Source organism: Faecalibacter macacae, from assembly GCF_003687725.1.
In the GTDB taxonomy this organism is placed as follows: domain Bacteria; phylum Bacteroidota; class Bacteroidia; order Flavobacteriales; family Weeksellaceae; genus Empedobacter; species Empedobacter macacae.
In genome coordinates, this window is record NZ_RDOJ01000004.1 from 52,338 (window position 1) to 69,906 (window position 17,569).

Annotated in this window: 15 protein-coding genes and 1 other RNA gene; 6 read left to right on the forward strand and 10 right to left on the reverse strand. The window is 32.5% G+C overall.

Features of this window, described 5'->3' with window-relative positions; genetic code table 11:
• Positions 1–75 precede the first annotated feature (75 nt).
• Positions 76–2,112 carry a methionine--tRNA ligase gene (gene metG / locus EAH69_RS04080; RefSeq protein WP_121933913.1) on the reverse strand — a complete coding sequence of 679 codons (2,037 nt, stop codon included), beginning with the start codon at positions 2,110–2,112 and terminating at the stop codon, positions 76–78.
• An 89-nt stretch (positions 2,113–2,201) separates the two neighbouring features.
• Here metG and EAH69_RS04085 point away from each other — a divergent pair, with 89 nt between their 5' ends.
• On the forward strand, positions 2,202–2,483 hold the full coding sequence (locus tag EAH69_RS04085) for a hypothetical protein (RefSeq protein WP_121933914.1): 282 nt from the start codon (positions 2,202–2,204) through the stop codon (positions 2,481–2,483).
• Between the two features lie 48 nt (positions 2,484–2,531).
• Here EAH69_RS04085 and EAH69_RS04090 read toward each other — a convergent pair whose 3' ends face one another.
• The 4 genes from EAH69_RS04090 to EAH69_RS04105 form a co-directional block, all read right to left on the reverse strand.
• Entirely contained in the window at positions 2,532–4,865 is a 2,334-nt protein-coding gene (locus EAH69_RS04090; RefSeq protein ID WP_121933915.1) for a transglycosylase domain-containing protein, read from the reverse strand.
• Between the two features lie 8 nt (positions 4,866–4,873).
• A complete protein-coding gene (locus EAH69_RS04095; RefSeq protein WP_230466700.1) occupies positions 4,874–5,305 on the reverse strand; it encodes a gliding motility lipoprotein GldH in 432 nt (143 codons plus the stop codon).
• 16 nt (positions 5,306–5,321) lie between these two features.
• Positions 5,322–6,920 (reverse strand): PSP1 domain-containing protein, encoded by a 1,599-nt coding sequence (ricT, locus tag EAH69_RS04100; RefSeq protein WP_121933917.1) that lies wholly within the window; start codon positions 6,918–6,920, stop codon positions 5,322–5,324.
• An 88-nt stretch (positions 6,921–7,008) separates the two neighbouring features.
• Complete coding sequence (locus tag EAH69_RS04105; RefSeq protein WP_121933918.1) at positions 7,009–7,875, reverse strand: MBL fold metallo-hydrolase; 867 nt, start codon at positions 7,873–7,875, stop codon at positions 7,009–7,011.
• Between the two features lie 144 nt (positions 7,876–8,019).
• Between EAH69_RS04105 and gltX the strand changes: the two genes are divergently transcribed.
• Positions 8,020–9,528 carry a glutamate--tRNA ligase gene (gene gltX, locus EAH69_RS04110; RefSeq protein ID WP_121933919.1) on the forward strand — a complete coding sequence of 503 codons (1,509 nt, stop codon included), beginning with the start codon at positions 8,020–8,022 and terminating at the stop codon, positions 9,526–9,528.
• A gap of 154 nt (positions 9,529–9,682) precedes the next feature.
• Here gltX and EAH69_RS04115 read toward each other — a convergent pair whose 3' ends face one another.
• From EAH69_RS04115 to EAH69_RS04125, 3 genes are read right to left on the reverse strand one after another with little or no spacing between them, the layout of a single operon-like run.
• Positions 9,683–10,057 carry a DUF779 domain-containing protein gene (locus tag EAH69_RS04115; protein ID WP_121933920.1) on the reverse strand — a complete coding sequence of 125 codons (375 nt, stop codon included), beginning with the start codon at positions 10,055–10,057 and terminating at the stop codon, positions 9,683–9,685.
• A gap of 10 nt (positions 10,058–10,067) precedes the next feature.
• A complete protein-coding gene (locus EAH69_RS04120; protein WP_121933921.1) occupies positions 10,068–11,111 on the reverse strand; it encodes a zinc-dependent alcohol dehydrogenase family protein in 1,044 nt (347 codons plus the stop codon).
• Between the two features lie 27 nt (positions 11,112–11,138).
• Positions 11,139–12,644: an aldehyde dehydrogenase family protein gene (locus tag EAH69_RS04125; RefSeq protein ID WP_121933922.1), complete on the reverse strand. Its 1,506-nt coding sequence runs from the start codon at positions 12,642–12,644 to the stop codon at positions 11,139–11,141.
• A gap of 142 nt (positions 12,645–12,786) precedes the next feature.
• Here EAH69_RS04125 and ssrA point away from each other — a divergent pair.
• From ssrA to EAH69_RS04140, 3 genes are all read left to right on the forward strand, one after another.
• Positions 12,787–13,183: a transfer-messenger RNA gene (ssrA, locus tag EAH69_RS04130) on the forward strand.
• Between the two features lie 208 nt (positions 13,184–13,391).
• On the forward strand, positions 13,392–14,084 hold the full coding sequence (locus EAH69_RS04135; protein ID WP_121933923.1) for a hypothetical protein: 693 nt from the start codon (positions 13,392–13,394) through the stop codon (positions 14,082–14,084).
• 18 nt (positions 14,085–14,102) lie between these two features.
• A complete protein-coding gene (locus tag EAH69_RS04140; RefSeq protein ID WP_121933924.1) occupies positions 14,103–14,537 on the forward strand; it encodes a cytochrome c oxidase assembly factor Coa1 family protein in 435 nt (144 codons plus the stop codon).
• A 32-nt stretch (positions 14,538–14,569) separates the two neighbouring features.
• Here the strand turns inward: EAH69_RS04140 and EAH69_RS04145 are convergent, their stop codons facing one another.
• Positions 14,570–15,514, reverse strand: coding sequence for a hypothetical protein (locus EAH69_RS04145; RefSeq protein WP_121933925.1), 945 nt, complete (start codon positions 15,512–15,514; stop codon positions 14,570–14,572).
• A gap of 179 nt (positions 15,515–15,693) precedes the next feature.
• Here EAH69_RS04145 and EAH69_RS04150 point away from each other — a divergent pair, with 179 nt between their 5' ends.
• Positions 15,694–16,770, forward strand: a complete 1,077-nt coding sequence (locus EAH69_RS04150; RefSeq protein ID WP_121933926.1) for a baeRF3 domain-containing protein — start codon at positions 15,694–15,696, stop codon at positions 16,768–16,770.
• A 35-nt stretch (positions 16,771–16,805) separates the two neighbouring features.
• On the opposite strand, the gene EAH69_RS04155 is transcribed toward EAH69_RS04150, so the two are convergent.
• Positions 16,806–17,348: a GNAT family N-acetyltransferase gene (locus tag EAH69_RS04155; protein WP_121933927.1), complete on the reverse strand. Its 543-nt coding sequence runs from the start codon at positions 17,346–17,348 to the stop codon at positions 16,806–16,808.
• Positions 17,349–17,569 lie beyond the last annotated feature (221 nt).

The following is a 17,569-nucleotide window of genomic DNA, read 5'->3' on the forward strand; positions in this document are numbered from 1 at the left end:
TAAAATTCTAAATAAAAAAGCCACTTCATTCGAAGTGGCTTTATATTAATATGTTTTACTTTTTACAAAGAAATATTATCCAACTTGAACACCGTTTGGCGTTTCTTCTTCTGGATTAACGAAAGTTAATTTACCATCAGCTTTATCTGCGAATAATAACATTCCGTGCGATTCGATTCCACGAATTTTACGAGGCGCTAAATTAGCTAAAACCATCGCTTGTTTTCCTACAACTTCTTCTAAAGTAAAGTGTTCTGCAATACCAGAAACGATTGTACGTACATCCATTCCTGTATCAACTCTTAATTCGAATAATTTATCTGCTTTTTCAACTTTCTTCGCTTCTAAAATTGTTCCGATACGTATATCCATTTTTTGGAAATCATCAAAAGAAACTAATTCTTTTTGAGGTTCTGCATTTGGATTAGTCATATTATTTTTTACTTTACTTTCTTGTAATTTATTAATTTGAGCTTCTACGGCTTGGTCTTCAATCTTACCAAAAATAAGTTCAGATTCACCTAATTGATGACCTTCAGTCACAAATTCATCTGTAGATTCTAAAGTATTCCAATCTGCTTTTTCTACATTCATCATTCGTAACATTTTTTCTGATGCAAATGGTAAAAATGGTTCAGCTAATTGTCCTAAAGCAACTGCGATTTGAGTAGCTGCATTCATTATTCCTTTCACTTCTTCAGGATTATCACCTTTTTTCCAAGGTTCTTGCGCTTGTAAGAATTGATTTCCTAAACGAGCTAAGTTCATGTACTCTGTTAAAGCTGCACGGAATTCGTATTTCTCGATGTGTTCACCGATACGAGTAGCGAATCCTTTGATTTGAGCAACTTCTTCAAATTCCATAGTTTTAGCAGGAACGATACCTTGGTAATATTTGTGAGATAAAACCATTACACGGTTGATGAAGTTTCCTAAAATACCTACTAATTCTGAGTTATTTTTCGTTTGGAAATCTTTCCAAGTAAAGTTGTTATCTTTATTTTCAGGCATATTTGCTGCTAATACATAACGTAAAGTATCTGCTTGACCTGGGAAATCTTCTAAATATTCGTGTGCCCAAACTGCCCAATTTCTTGAAGTAGAAATTTTATCATCTTCTAAGTTTAAGAACTCGTTTGCAGGTACATTATCTGGCATGATGTAATCACCGTGAGCCTTCATCATTGTTGGGAAAATAATACAGTGGAAAACGATATTATCTTTACCGATGAAATGAACTAATTTAGTCTCTTCATTTTGCCAGTAATCTTTCCAATCTTTTCCGTTTTTCTCAGCCCATTCTTGCGTGAAAGAGATATATCCAATAGGAGCATCAAACCAAACGTACATTACTTTTCCTTCAGCTCCTTCAACAGGAACTGGAATTCCCCAGTTAAGATCACGTGTCATTGCACGAGGTTTTAAACCATCATCTAACCATGATTTAACTTGTCCATAAACATTCGATTTCCAATCATTTTTGTGTCCGTCAATAATCCATTCTTTTAAGAAATCTTGGTATTGATCTAATGGTAAATACCAGTTTTTAGTTTCTTTACGAATTGGCGTATTTCCAGATAAAGCAGAACGAGGATTAACTAATTCTTCTGGGCTTAATGTAGACCCACATTTTTCGCATTGATCACCGTATGCGTCTGGATTTTGACATTTAGGACATTCTCCACGAATGTATCTATCAGCTAAAAATTCTTTAGCATCTTCATCGTAATATTGTTCTGTAACGTCTTCTGTAAACTTTCCGTTATTGTATAAAGTTTTGAAAAAATCTTGAGCTACTTCTCTGTGTTTATCTGAAGTTGTACGAGAATAAATATCGAATGTAACTCCGAAATTATCTAATGTAGTTTTAATATTTTCGTGGTAACGATCTACGATATCTTGTGGTGTAACACCTTCGTTTTTCGCACGAATTGTAATTGGAATACCGTGTTCGTCTGATCCACCTATAAATGCTACATCTTTTCCTTTTCTTCTTAAGTAACGCGCAAAGATGTCAGAAGGAACATAAACTCCTGCCATATGCCCGATATGTAACGGTCCGTTTGCGTATGGTAACGCAGCCGTAATTGTATATCTATTAGTTTTACACATTTGATTGATAATCTATAGGATGGCAAAGATACGATTTGTTGTTGTTTGATTAATGGTATTTTCATAAATTTAAGACTGAATAATTTTCTATGATAAATACAGAAGTAGAACCAGAAGAAATAACTAAGGCATCTATTGACAGAGAGTTAATGGAAAAAGCTATGGTAGATGAAAAAATTCTAAATGTTTTGGAAAACATTCAGTTATTTCTGATTATCGGCTTAGTTGCGTTAATGATTTATATTACGTACAAGCAAATTTCAGCTTACATTAAAAAGAAGCGAAAACAAGAAGAAGAGTTGTTGGATGAACAACGAAGAAATTTAATGAGAGATTACCACGTAAGTGATAGAGATAATTTGAATGAATAAAAAAAGCGACCTAAGTACTTAGGTCGCTTTTAATTTATCTTAAAGTTATTATTGCTCTATAATTGCTTCTCCATTTGGAGTAGGTTCAGGTGCGTCATGATCTAAAGCTTCACCAGTTCCTTCAATAATTTCGTTGTTATGAACTTGATTATATTGATGGAATCCCATTAAAGATGAACAATCCCAACGTTGATCTATATCAGCAGGTTTCTCGAATTTATCGCTAGCTAATACACCAAATGTATTTCCTTTTGCATAAACTGATTGCATGTAATACGCCCAAATTGGTAAGGCTGTAGCGGCTCCTTGACCGTTCGCTGTACTACCAAAGTGCGCAGCACGATCTTCGTTACCAACCCAAACACCAGTTACTAAATTTGGAGTTAATCCCATATACCAACCATCAGAGTTTTCATTTGTAGTTCCTGTTTTACCAGCAACTTCAGAAGTGATTCCGTATTTAGTTCTAATCCAAGAACCAGTACCTCCATCAGAAACACCTTTCATTAAATCAATCATGGTGTAAGCAACATATTCATTAACGACTTCACGCGTTGTTGGTGTATAATCACGAATTACTTTTCCTTGTTTATCCTCAATTCTTAAGATTAACTGTGGTTTGATATAAATACCTCCATTTGCAAAAGCACTTAAAGCACCAACCATTTCGTATAACGAAAGATCGGCAGAACCTAATGCAATTGTTGGGTCTTTTGTAATTGGAGATTCAACCCCTAAATCACGCGCCATTTGGATAACGGCTTCTTCACCAGTTTGCATAATTAAACGGGCAGCAACAACGTTTGTAGATTGTGCTAATGCAGTTCTTAAAGATTGAGAACCTCCGTAACGTCCGTTTGCATTTCGTGGAGACCATTTACCTGGTATACGATCATTAGAAATTGTATGACATGGTGTTAATCCTAACTGATTAATAGCAGTTGCAAAAACAAATGGTTTGAAAGTAGAACCAACCTGACGACGCGCTTGTTTTACGTGATCGTATTTGAAGTAATCCCAGTTAATACCACCAACCCAAGCCTTAATCGTTCCATCTTTTGGATCCATTGACATTAAACCTGCTTGTAAAATGTGCTTGTGGTAGATAATAGAATCCATCAAAGTTTGATCTTTCATGTATTTAATACCTTCCCAAGTAAAGAATTTTACAGAATCACGAGGTGTATTGAAAGCAGAATTAATTTGTTCATCCGAACTTCCGTTTTCCTTCATCATTTTGTATAAATCTGTACGTTTTACAGCCTGATCTAATAATGAATTTCTTTTAGTTTCTGTAATATTGTAGAAAGGAGCCATCTTACGTCCACGTTGTTCTGCAAAGAATCTTTCTTGAATTCCTTTTAAATGCTTTTTAACAGCGTCTTCGGCCATTAATTGCATACGAGAATCTAATGTAACATAGATTTTTAATCCATCTTTATCAAGATTATATGTCTTACCTGTTTCTTTTTCGTACTCTACTAACCATTCTTCAATTTCTTTACGTAAAGCTGTTTTGAAATATGCAGAATATGTTTCGTCCTGAGCTGAAATGTATTGGCGATCTGTAACTAATGGTTTTGCTTTATACGCATCACCTTCAGCAGAAGATATTTTATTGTATTTAACCATTTGGTCAATCACTAAGTTTCGTTTTTCTTTAGAAACCTCAGGATATTTTAATGGATTAAAAGCAACAGGATTTTGGAACATAGAAACTAAGGTAGCTGACTCAACAACATCTAATTCTTTTGTTGTTTTGTTAAAGTAAACTTTAGATGCAGATTCAATTCCTTTCGCTCCATAAATGAAATCGAATTTATTGAAGTACATCGCAATAATTTCTTCTTTCGTGTACAATTTTTCTAACTGTACAGATGTTACCCATTCCTTAATCTTTTGTAAACCACGCATTAATACGTTTGAAGAAGGATCTTTTGTATACAATTGTTTTGCTAATTGTTGCGTAATTGTAGATCCACCACCAGCTTCACCGGCAGAGGTAACAGCACGCATCGCAGCTTTTGCATCAATACCAGGATGTTCGAAGAAACGTACATCTTCTTTAGCTAATAAAGCATCAACTAAATGTGGAGGTAGATCTTTATAATCTACTGGAGTACGACGTTCAGTCTCGAAACGATCTAATAGCACACCATCAGAAGAAATAATCTCTGACGATACGTAAATGTCTGGATTTTCTAAATCACGTACATTAGGAATTTCACCTAACCATCCGTTAGAAGCAGCCCAAAAAGTACCTGTAATTCCAAGAATTACAGCAAAAAATCCGATCCAAATAAGAGTAACGATTCTTCCTAAAAAAGATTTCTTCTTCTTATCTGGTTTAGTTACTTTTTTTGTATTGTTTTTGTTTTCCATTTTTATAATTAATCAGCGGTTTGATCAACAATCAAACTGATATCTTCAATTCCTTTTAATTTATCTGTACGCATACCATGCCATACTTTTAATTTGTACTTACCGGTATCTTTTACAGCTAAATTTTCACGATAAACCAATAACATTTCTTTCGTGTTCATTCCTTTACCAATCCATGTTCCATCAGGATTTGCGATGTAGTACTGTAAAGTATCAATCATTTCATTTCCTTTAGGATCTATAAACTTCGTAAACAAGTAAACGTTACTATATTCGTAATCGGTATTATTTCTAAAAACAAAGCCCATATTTACTTTAGATAAGGTTGTATCCTTAACATCAAAAGTAAATTCTATTGGTTTTTTGCTAGACCATTCGCCTTTTAAATCTTTTGTTTCTTGGTAATAATGTTTTGATTCACATGCTGTGAATAAGAACATCAAAATCAATAAAAAACTACTGTTTCGAATTATCTGGTTTCGGTCCACGATTAAATCTTTTTTTATTCTTGTTTTTAGGTTTTTGTCCATTTGGTTGATTTTCTTCACCTGCAGGATTCGTGTTTTTTTGCTCAATATTTTGACCTTGAGGTTGCTCTTTAGGCTGCCTTTGTGGTTGATTTTGTTGAGGTTTCTGTTGTTGATTAGGATTCCTTTTCTGTTGATTAGGATTCTTCTTCTTTACAGGATTTTGTTTTTGTCCTTCAGAATTTTGAGGGGCATTACCTTCTAGCTGATTTTGCTGAGGTTTTGTTTGTTGATTCTGATTAGGATTTTTGTTTGTACGCTGATTGTTTTGGTTAGGGTTCCTTTTTTGTTGTTGATTAGGATTCCTTTTCTGTTGATTAGGATTTTTACTCTTTTCCTTAACTTCAGTCGTATTTTGTTTTGCGTTAGACGCATTTACAGTTTCGTTAGTATTAGGCTTTCTTTTTGGCTTAATACGTTTACGTTTTGTTTGTTGTTCTTTACGTTCAAAACGTTCTAATGAATCCTCTTCAATACCATCTCCAAAAGTTGGTTTATTATCAATCACGGATTTAGCTAAATCTTCTAACGATTCAGTTTTAGCACCGTTTTTATTGATTTGTAAGAATTCTTGAATATCTTCTGTTGAGAATTTATACCATAAAACGCTTCCTTTTTCGTAAGCAAACCACATTTCTTTCTTGAAAACATCAATTTTTACACAATGTGCAAATCCTTTTTCTGTCTCGAATTTACTTTCGATTGAAGGAAAATGATTTAATGCATCTAAGTAAGAATCTAACTCAAAGTTTAAACAACATTTCAGTTTACCACATTGCCCAGCTAACTTTTGAGAGTTAATTGATAATTGTTGGTAACGAGCTGCTGCTGTACTTACTGAGCGGAAATCAGTTAACCAAGTAGAACAACATAATTCGCGTCCACAAGATCCGATTCCACCGATTTTTGCTGCTTCTTGACGGAAACCAATTTGTTTCATTTCAATTCTTACACCAAATTTTCCAGCGTATTCTTTGATTAATTGACGGAAGTCAACACGTCCTTCAGCAGTATAATAAAATGTTACTTTCGCACCATCTCCTTGATACTCAACATCACAAATTTTCATCTCTAAATCAAGGTTTTTAGCCATGATTCGAGAATCAATCATTGTCTGTTTTTCTCTTTCACGAAACTCTTGCCAAGTTTCTACATCTTTCTGATTCGCTTTACGATATACTTTTTTAATATCTTCACCTTCCCAAGAAAGATTTTTCTTTTTCATTTGGATTCTAACCAGCTCACCCGTAAGTGTAACAATTCCGATATCATGTCCCGGAGATCCTTCAACAGCGATAATATCGCCTACGTTTAACGAAATATTATTTTCGTTTTTATAATAGAATTTTCGATCGTTTTTGAATCTAACTTCAACGAAATTAAATGGTTGTTGCCCATTTGGTAATTTCATGTTAGCTAACCAATCGAAAACTGATAGTTTTCCACATCCATCAGTGCCACAAGCACCGTTATTGTTACATCCTTTCGGAAGGCCACTGCTAGAAGTTCCACAAGATCCACAAGCCATGCTTCTAATTTTTAAAATGACAACACAAAGGTAAAAAAAAAAAGTTCTGTTTTATGATTTATATTACGTTCGCCTTTAAAGGTGTATTTTATCCAAAAACTTCACTAAATGAGAAGGTTTCATCTAATCTAATACCTTTTTCGGTACGTTTTAAAGTTGCTAATTCGTGAATAGAATCATGCTCAAAGAATAGGATATAATCATTTTCTACAGCTTCTTCTAGAAACTTTCCTTTTTCTTCTACTGTAATCAATGGACGAGTATCAAATCCAATGACATAAATTAAAGGAATATGGCCAACAGTTGGAATTAAATCAGCAACAAAAACAATCTTTTTTCCTTTGTACATAATCATCGGAAGCATTTGTTTTTCGGTATGTCCGTCGACATATAAAACATCAAATCCTAATGGTGTATTGGTGATTCTATCTTCGCCTACTTTTGGAAGTGATAACATTTTTAATTGACCACTTTCGTGCATCGGAAGAATGTTTTCTTTTAGGAAGGAAGCCTTTTCACGCGGATTTGGATTTACTGCCCAATCCCAATGATTTTCGTTCGTCCAAAATGTAGCGTTTTTAAAAGCAGGTTCTAAAAAATCTTTTTCTGCGTTATATTTTATCGCTCCGCCACAATGGTCAAAATGTAGGTGAGTTAAGAAAACATCAGTAATATCATCGCGATTAAATCCATGTTTTGCGAGAGAAATATCAAGAGAAAAATCTCCAAATAAATAATAAAAACTAAAGAATTTATCGTCTTGTTTATTTCCGATTCCGGTATCGATTAAGATTAATCTATCTCCGTCTTCAATTAAAAGACATCTCATTCCAAGATCGATTAAGTTTTTTTCGTCAGCTGGATTAGTTTTATTCCAAATTGATTTCGGAACAATTCCGAACATAGCACCTCCGTCCAGTTTAAAGTTTCCGGTTTCTATTGTGTATAATTTCATTTTTGTGGTTATTAATTGTGATAAAATTCGTTAAGAATAAATTATTATTCTAAAAACGAAGATAAAAAATAAGAATATTATTAAAATAATCAGCTATTATTCTATTGAAGACCTTATTTTTGCATAAAATTTAGATTCAAATCAATGGCAAAAGAAGTTCGTGTAAGATTTGCGCCGAGTCCAACTGGTGCATTACATATTGGAGGAGTACGTACGGCGTTATACAATTATCTTTTCGCAAAACATCATAACGGGAAATTCTTATTAAGAATAGAAGATACAGACCAAACACGTTTTGTGGAAGGTGCTGAACAATATATTATTGATTCTCTTAAATGGTTAGGATTAACTCCAGACGAAGGAGTAGGTTTTGGAGGAGAATTAGGACCTTACAAACAATCAGAACGTAAAGAAATTTACAAAGGATATATTGAAGAATTATTAGCAAACGGAAAAGCTTATTACGCTTTTGATACGGCTGAGGAATTAGACGAAGCACGTGCAAAAGCTGAAGAAAATAAAGAAACATTTATCTACAACTGGTCAACTCGTGGAGCTTTAAAAAACTCTTTATCGTTAAGTGAAGAAGAAACAAAAGCTTTATTAGATGCTGAAACACCTTATGTTGTTCGTTTCAAGATTGATGATACAAGAACTGTTTTATTAGACGATTTAATTCGTGGTAAAATATCGATTGATGCATCAACTTTAGATGATAAAGTTTTATTTAAGTCGGACGGAATGCCAACTTATCACATGGCAAATATTGTGGATGATCATTTAATGGAAATCACACACGTTATTCGTGGAGAAGAGTGGTTACCATCTATGGCATTACATGAATTATTATACGATGCTTTCGGTTGGGAAGCGCCTCGTTTTGCTCATTTACCATTAATTCTTAAACCAGAAGGAAAAGGAAAATTAAGCAAGCGTGACGGTGACAAACACGGATTCCCAGTATTCCCAATGGAATGGAAAACGGAAGAAGGTGTTGCAAAAGGTTACAAAGAAGAAGGGTATTTCCCAGATGCTGTAATCAATATGTTAGCATTATTAGGATGGAGTTCTGGAACGGATAAAGAGATTTATACAATGGATGAATTAATCCAAGAATTCTCTTTAGAAAAAGTTTCAAAATCAGGAGCCCGTTTTTCTCCAGACAAAGCAACTTGGTTCAATAACCAATATTTACAACAAAAATCGGCTGAGGAATTATTACCAGCTTTTGAAGAAGTTTTAGCAGTAAATGGAGTAGAGGCTAACTCGACTTTAAATATTCAAGTAATTGAATTACTGAAAGAAAGAGCTGATTTCGTTAAAGATATTTACACACAAGGTGAATTCTTTTATATAGCTCCATCATCTTACGATGAAAAAGCAGCTAAAAAAGCTTTCAAAGAAGATTCAACAGAGATTTTAACGAAGTTTATTGAAGTTTTAAACGGTGTTGAATTTGATGCTGAAACGTTACACCAAGCAATGGCTGATTTCGTAACTGCACAAGAAATTGGATTCGGAAAAATCGGAATGCCTTTACGATTAAGTTTAGTTGGTGCATTACAAGGACCAGATGTTCCTGTAATTATGGCAATGTTAGGAAAAGACGAAACGATTGCTCGTATCAATAAAATTATCGAAACTTTAGGATAAGATTCAGATAATAAAATTCTATTCTCGATACTATTTTATTATCCTTCGACAAGCTTAGGATGACATAAAATCACTCGAATTGACGAATTTTACTAAGATTTAATTCAAGTTTTAATCATAAAAACAGCCATTTGCAATGCTAATGGCTGTTTTGTTATAAATTGATTTTTACTTCTTCTAATTGATCAATTTCTTCTTGTGAAAATACACGATAATTGACTTTAAATGTTTTTCCCAACGGAACTTCTAATGAAAATCCGCCTGCTCCGATAGCATCAATTACATCTAATTCAAAATGTGCATGTTTCCAATATTCAAATAAATCTTTATCAACCCAAAATTCACAATCTTCAATTGTACCGATACAAACATCTTTGTATCGAAGATAATATTCACCTTTTTTGAAACATTGAGGTTGAGTTCCTTCGCAACATCCACCAGCTTGATAAAACATCAAATCGCCATGTTTTGTTTTCAAAGTTTCTATTAATTCTTTGGCTTTGTCTGTACAATCTACTCTCGAAATCATGTGAAATTAATTAAGTTAAATCGTTTGTGATGATAACTTTAATGGCTTTCTCTTTAGCACCATTTTTAAATACATCCCATGCTTTGTCAATTTCTGAAAGTTTAAATTGATGCGTAATAATTTTATCTAAGTTAAACTTATTTGCAGCAGTACTTTTAATTAACATTGGAGTTGTATTGGTATTTACTAATCCTGTACGAACTGTAATGTTTTTAATCCATAACTTTTCGATATCAAAAGTTACACTTTTTCCGTGTACACCAACGTTAGCGATGTATCCACCAGGTTTGATAATTTTCTGACAAATATCCCAAGTTGAAGGAACACCTACAGCTTCGATAGCAACATCAACACCTTCCTCAAATAATTCTAACACTTTAGCCACAGCATCGCTAGAACCAGAATTTATGACATCTGTAGCGCCTAATTCTTTTGAAAGTTCTAAACGATTATCATCTAAATCAATCATAATAATTCGTGATGGCGAATACAATTGAGCCGTAATTAATACAGATAAACCTACTGGACCAGCACCAATAATAGCAATTGTGTCACCAGGTTTTACATTACCGTATTGAACTCCAATCTCATGGCCGGTTGGCAAAATATCACTGATTAATACAGCATTGTCGTCGCTAATAGTTTCTGGAATTTTATATAAACTATTATCTGCATGCGGAATACGTACATATTCGGCTTGCGTTCCGTCAATCATATATCCCAAAATCCAACTTCCGTCTTTACAATGTGAGTATAATTGTTTTTTACAATAATCGCATGATCCACAAACTGTAACACAAGAAATAATCACTTTATCTCCGACTTTAAAATTGGTTACACTATCACCAATTTGTTCGATGATTCCGATTCCTTCGTGACCAAGAATTCTACCTGATTCAACTTCAGGATTTTTACCTTTATAAATTCCTAAATCAGTTCCACAAATAGTTGTTTTTAAAACCTTAACGATGGCATCTGTTGGTTTTAGAATTTCTGGTTTTGGAACTTCTATAAGAGCGATATCATGCTCTCCGTTGTATACTAAAGCTTTCATTTTTATACTATTTTGGTTGTTATTTGCTTAGAAGAATCCAAGCTTTTTCTTGCTGTAAGAAACAAGCATGTTTTTAGTTTGACGATAATGATCTAACATCATTTTATGATTTTCTCGTCCGATTCCTGATAATTTGTAACCTCCAAATGGAGCACCAGCAGGGTAACTATGGTATTGATTGACCCAAACTCGTCCAGCTTGTATTGCTCTTGGAATTTGATACAATTGATGTGCGTCTCTTGTCCAAACTCCAGCTCCTAAACCATATATTGTATCATTTGCAATTTCTAAAGCTTCGGCTTCATCTTTAAATGTTGTAACGGCTAATACAGGTCCAAAAATTTCTTCTTGGAACACACGCATTTTGTTATGTCCTTTTAATAAAGTTGGTTTGATGTAATATCCATTTTCAATATCACCAGATAATTGGTTAGCATCTCCACCTGTTAAAACTTCAGCTCCTTCTTCTTTCCCAAGTTTGATGTAACCCAAAATCTTTTCATACTGAATTTGAGAAGCTTGTGCACCGATCATCGTTTCAGGATCTAAAGGATTTCCTGCTTTAATTGCATTAACACGACCAATAACTTTTTCAATGAATTTATCATATATAGATTCTTGAATTAATAAACGAGAAGGACAAGTACAAATTTCACCTTGATTAAGAGCAAATAAAACGGCACCTTCAATCGCTTTATCTAAAAAGTCATCTTCATGATCCATCACAGATTCAAAGAAGATATTTGGTGATTTACCACCTAATTCTAATGTAACTGGAATAATATTTTCAGTCGCATATTGCATTACAAAACGACCTGTAGTAGTAGATCCTGTAAAAGCAGCCTTAGAAACTTTAGGATTTGTAACCAAAGCGCGACCTAATTCAGACCCAAAACCATTGACAATATTTACGACTCCTGGAGGTAATAAATCTCCAATAATTTCGAATAGATAAAGAATTGAAATAGGAGTAGATTCAGCTGGTTTAAGAACCACACAGTTTGCAGCTGCAAGTGCTGGAGCTAATTTCCAAACGGCCATTAAAATTGGGAAGTTCCATGGAATAATTTGAGCAACTACACCAATTGGTTCATGAACGATGATTGATACAGTATCTTTATCTAATTCGTTTAAAGAACCTTCTTCAGCACGAATAACAGAAGCAAAATATCTGAAATGATCAATAGCTAAAGGAATATCAGCATTTAATGTTTCACGAACTGGTTTTCCGTTATCATATGTTTCAACAGCAGCAATATCTTGTAAATGCTGTTCCATACGATCGGCAATTTTATTCAATAAAATACTTCTTTCAGTTGGTGAAGTTTGACTCCAGGTTTTAAACGCTTCATGTGCAGCATCTACAGCAAGAGTCAAATCTTCTTCGGAAGAATGGGCTGCTTGTGCAAAAACTTTTCCAGTTAAAGGTGTAATTACATCAAAATAATTACCGTTAACTGGCGCAGTAAATTTACCGTTAATGTAGTTGTCGTATTTTTCTTTTAGTTGTGGAAGGTTTACTAGATTCCCCATAATTATTTGTAGTTTAATGTTTTAATACTATTACAATATAATATTTAATATTTGTAAAATATGTTTAGAAAAAGTTAATTAACATTGGTATAAAATTTGTAATTTTGTCATTCGTCTGTTGCACAGATGGACTTATCTAAATGGGGTTGACTGGTTTTGACAGCAAGTCCAATGGGTAAGTAAGCATGCAGTGAAATGTTGTGTACTCACTTTAATCAGGCACTTCGACTTTTTAACTGGCAACGAAGAGTACGCTTTAGCTGCATAATCCGAATTATAGTAGGATTCGCTTTTATCCGTATTAGATACGGAAGCTGAATATCCCTCAGAAGCCTTGACTTACGGCGTCTGATCAAGGGATACGGGAAAGTAAGAATAGGGATTCTGATGTTTCTAAGGAATCTTGAAATTTTAGAAAATAAGCGTATGACAGGGTGTTTGTTCTCAGGATTACGCCGACAATTAAAAACAAACTAAGCATGTAGAAAGCTTATTTGTTGCTTGTTTGGACGCGGGTTCGAATCCCGCCAGCTCCACAACTTATAAGAGAATCCCTTGTTTCGAAAGAGATAAGGGATTTTTAATTTACGATTTTTACCAATTAGGTTTAAAACCGTTCCCTAATTTATCCCCTAAAGATTTCTTGTTAATTTAATATGACATATTCTCATCATATTTTTTTCATTCTTTAAAACTATCTTATCTTAGTCGAAGAATTAATTTTTCTAAGACAGAATAGAATAAAAGATGAGCTCGTACGAATATTACAATTTTCCAATTCAGTTAGTGAAAGGATTTTTAGATGATTCTAAAAAAGTATTAATAGATATTTCACATTACTGTATTTACCGTGTTTTCTTTGACAATTTTGAGAAATATTCTGGATCTTTTACAGGTTATCAACAAGCTTGTCAAGATTTCGGGATTGAATTTAAAAATATTGCAGCAGCGTACCAAAATGGTAAAAATTTATACGACGCAACAATAGAAAAAAGTCCTATGGTCGGAATGAGTTCTGAGATGTATTGGGATTATTTTAATAACGATAAATCGGAATTAGAGAAAATGTTACTATTAGGAGATTTAGCTTTTAAGAGTATTTTGGGTTCTAAATCTTATATCAAATTAGATAATAAATATTGGTTTAGTCGTATTGACGGAAATGTAAAGTCGATTGATAAAGAGTTATTATCTGAAAAAGTTAAACGTTACTATAACGAATATCAAACAAAAAAGATAAAAAATAGATTAATAGCTGATTGGGGATTAGCTTCATATTCTCGTTACAACAGAGGTTTTTACATAAGTTATAAAATGTCTTTAGACGATTTAGCTTATCATGCAGAAAGGATTCGTAAATCTTCGCAAGACAAAAAGATTAAGGCAGATGTACAGAGTGCGCACGAGAAAGCTATGGCGCGATTAGCACAAGAAAATTAACTAATATAACCTATACTTATGACAGATTTTGATAATGAATTAGTAAAATCAAAAAGCTGGTTCAGTAGAAATTGGAAATGGGCAGTTCCGCTTGGATGTTTATCTACTATCGGTTTGTTTTTTGTCTTATTATTTGGAGGAATATTTTTTGGTGTAACAAAAATGATGGGTAGTAATGACGGAACGACACAAGCTATTTCTATAATCAATCAAGATCCGAATATCAAAAGTAAATTAGGTGATAATATTGAAACTGACGGAATGTTTAGTGGAAATATTTCTACTTCTAACGATACAGGTGAAATGAACATTTCTGTTCCTGTTAAAGGTTCTAAAGGAACGGGAAAAGCGATTATCGTTGCCGAAAAAGAATTTGATAAATGGAATTATGAAAAAATAGCTGTTCAGATAGATGAAACAGGAGAAGTAATTCAGATTCAAAAACAATATTAAAAAAGGTTGAGCATTGCTCAACCTTTTTATATTTAATAATACATAATCGTTCTTTTGATTACATAATTAACATTCCCATTATTAGAAACTTCACACTTTGTCCAGTTTCCAACTGCATCAAATTGATAGTTTAGATCATAAGTTTTTAATACAGATTTACCATTCTGAAAAGTCTGAACTTTAGCTGAGGTTATATTTTTTTGATTGTTAAAAACTAACTCTAATTTCAAATTTTGATTATGATCAAATTTTTGAAATTTTGAAATTCCAGATTCTAAATCATAAAAAGTAATTTGCTTACGATTATCAACAACTTCTTCTAAATAAATTGGTGTATTTTGATCATAAATGTAATATTTAGTTAATCCTTTTCTTCCGTCAAAAGATACCGTTTCTTCTTTAATTAGCTTACCTATTTTATTGTAAGTAAGTTTATTTTTGCTAGAAATAGCGTTATCTATTTTAGTTGTTATTTCATTTAATTTATTCGAATAACTAAAATCTGTTTGATAAATAGAAGTAGATGTTTTACTCTTTATGGTTTCGTTAAGTGAAGAAATATTTCCGTTAGTATTGTATTTAAAATCCTTTAAAGAAGCTACTCGCAAAGGATCTTCACCATTGTTAATAACTGTCGTCTTTTGTTCAATTAGTCGATTAGTAGAATTGTACAAATAATCAATATAACTATATATTCCAATTTTACCTTTATAGTCTAATGAATTAGTACGTTTGGTGATATTTCCTTTTTGATTAAAAATTAAACTAACTTGATTGTAAAATTCATTTTCAAGAAAAGGCAAAGTTGTTGTGTTTCCATTTGCATCATAGGCAGTAGATGTAACTTTTTCTACATTTCCTTTTAGATGAAAATCACTTAATTGTACAAATGCTTGGTAATCGTTAATTATAATTTCTTGCGAAAATCCTATTTGTAATCCAATTAAAATCAAAGTTATAGACAATATTTTTTTCATTTTAATAGTCGTTTTATGAAGTTGAATAACTGATTAATCAAATTTATCATTTCTAATAGATTTATTGGTATTCAACTTATTTAATATTTAATTATTTGTTAAAGTGTTGATTATTAACATATGTAGTGAAAAATATTAGCTAACTTGAGTGAAATCAAACCAATTAAATAATTTCATTTATGAGTATTAAAGACCAATTATTGACATTAGCCAATGAAACTAACTCACCTTGTATCACAATTGCTTTTAACACACACCGCACAATTCCGGATAACCAACAAGATCCTATCAAATTAAAAAATTTGGTAAAAGAAGCGGAAGAAAGATTGTTAGAATCTTATACAAAAAGAGAAATTGCTGATATTTTAGAGAAATTAGAAGCTCTTCCAGATCAATTAGAAGTTCATAAAAACATAGAAAGTTTACATATATATTTATCTAAAGATACATTCGAATTTATACGTACAAATATTCCTTTAACTAATGAAGGTGTTTGGATTGATGACACATTTGCGATTCGCCCACTAATTAAAGCAATGAATCGTGTAACTGAATATTTAGTTCTTTATTTAACTAAAAAAGGGGTTCATTTATATGAAGCAATTAATGATTCGATAGTAAGAGAAATTGAAAATGAAGATTTTCCTTACACAGAATCAAATTATAATTTAAGCCATTTATTTAGCGATACAGATACTCAGACAACTAAGATTAGAGAGTTTTATAATCAAATAGATAAAGCAGTACAACGTGCAGATCCAGAAGGAACATTGCATTGTTTAGTTATTGCAACAGATGATAATTATGGATTGTTTATTTCTGAAGCTGATACGCCGAGTAAGTATTTAGGAAATATATCTACAGATTTTAATTCGCCTACTCAAAAACACGAGTTTATGGAAGCTGCTGGTGAGTTTATTAAGACAAATCAACACGAAAATAGAACAAAAGCAATCGATGAAATGAATGAAGCTGTAGGGAAAGGATTAGTACTTACAGATTTGGAAGAAATATATCAAGCTGCAATCGATGGTCGTGGCGATTTATTAATTGTACATCAAGATTTTCAACAACCAGTACGAATGAAAGACGATCGTACCTTCGAGTTTGTTGATGATGCTACTGCTCCAGGAGTTGTAGACGATATTATTAGTACAATTGCTTGGGAAGTAATTTCTAAAAAAGGTAAAGCAATTTTTACAGGACAAGAAGAGATAAAAGGTTTAGGTAATGTTGTATTAAAAACGCGTTACTAATATTTATATTTGTTATAGTTTTTAAAGGATTCAAGTTATAATCTTGAATCCTTTTTAAAATCATACCAAAAGCATTTTGTGTTTGTATCTTCTAGGATAAATTCATCCGAAATCTCGAATCCAACTTTTTCTAAAACATTTCTAGACGCTTCATTCATTTGATGCGTCATTGCGTGAATATTAAACTGTTTTAGCGCTTCATTATAATACATTAAACAAGCCCTTGCAGCTTCTGTAGCATAACCTTTATCCCAAGCTTCCTTTTTTAATCGATAGCCAAAATCTAAATATTTAGAATGATTGTTGTAAGATTCTTCAATAAATTTAAATCCAGTCCACCCAATAAATTTAAAAGTACTTTTTTCAATTACTGCGACTCTACCAATCCCGAATTTACTGTATTGTAATCGAATAGAATTAAGTAAATTGATTGCTTCATCAATACTTTTTAATGGCTTATCTCTCAAATATGTATGTACTTCTGGTTGAGAATCCATTTCAAAAAACTCAAAAGTATCTTCTAAGGTTATTGGTCTAATAATGAGTCTCTCAGTTTCTAAAAAAGGTAAATATTTCATAGGATATTTTTAATAATTCCTCTCAAAAACTAACCCAATTCTTGTCTATAAAAGTTAATTTTATTACTAAATTCATTTAAAATCAATGTATTATGTTTGGGCGTTCCCTTCGGGCGGGCTTTCCGTTTCAATCTTTGCTATTGTTTTATTTATAGTAGTTAATTTGTTAATCTCAGCCTATCGAAGAATCTATAAGTTATTAGCAAAGGATTTCCACTACA

Excerpts from the sequence above, each read along its gene's own strand:
- metG (WP_121933913.1), bottom strand. The coding sequence starts at position 2,112 with ATGTGTAAAACTAATAGATATACAATTACGGCTGCGTTACCATACGCA.
- EAH69_RS04085 (WP_121933914.1), top strand. The coding sequence starts at position 2,202 with ATGATAAATACAGAAGTAGAACCAGAAGAAATAACTAAGGCATCTATT.
- EAH69_RS04090 (WP_121933915.1), bottom strand. The coding sequence starts at position 4,865 with ATGGAAAACAAAAACAATACAAAAAAAGTAACTAAACCAGATAAGAAG.
- EAH69_RS04095 (WP_230466700.1), bottom strand. The coding sequence starts at position 5,305 with ATGTTCTTATTCACAGCATGTGAATCAAAACATTATTACCAAGAAACA.
- ricT (WP_121933917.1), bottom strand. The coding sequence starts at position 6,920 with ATGGCTTGTGGATCTTGTGGAACTTCTAGCAGTGGCCTTCCGAAAGGA.
- EAH69_RS04105 (WP_121933918.1), bottom strand. The coding sequence starts at position 7,875 with ATGAAATTATACACAATAGAAACCGGAAACTTTAAACTGGACGGAGGT.
- gltX (WP_121933919.1), top strand. The coding sequence starts at position 8,020 with ATGGCAAAAGAAGTTCGTGTAAGATTTGCGCCGAGTCCAACTGGTGCA.
- EAH69_RS04115 (WP_121933920.1), bottom strand. The coding sequence starts at position 10,057 with ATGATTTCGAGAGTAGATTGTACAGACAAAGCCAAAGAATTAATAGAA.
- EAH69_RS04120 (WP_121933921.1), bottom strand. The coding sequence starts at position 11,111 with ATGAAAGCTTTAGTATACAACGGAGAGCATGATATCGCTCTTATAGAA.
- EAH69_RS04125 (WP_121933922.1), bottom strand. The coding sequence starts at position 12,644 with ATGGGGAATCTAGTAAACCTTCCACAACTAAAAGAAAAATACGACAAC.
- EAH69_RS04135 (WP_121933923.1), top strand. The coding sequence starts at position 13,392 with ATGAGCTCGTACGAATATTACAATTTTCCAATTCAGTTAGTGAAAGGA.
- EAH69_RS04140 (WP_121933924.1), top strand. The coding sequence starts at position 14,103 with ATGACAGATTTTGATAATGAATTAGTAAAATCAAAAAGCTGGTTCAGT.
- EAH69_RS04145 (WP_121933925.1), bottom strand. The coding sequence starts at position 15,514 with ATGAAAAAAATATTGTCTATAACTTTGATTTTAATTGGATTACAAATA.
- EAH69_RS04150 (WP_121933926.1), top strand. The coding sequence starts at position 15,694 with ATGAGTATTAAAGACCAATTATTGACATTAGCCAATGAAACTAACTCA.
- EAH69_RS04155 (WP_121933927.1), bottom strand. The coding sequence starts at position 17,348 with ATGAAATATTTACCTTTTTTAGAAACTGAGAGACTCATTATTAGACCA.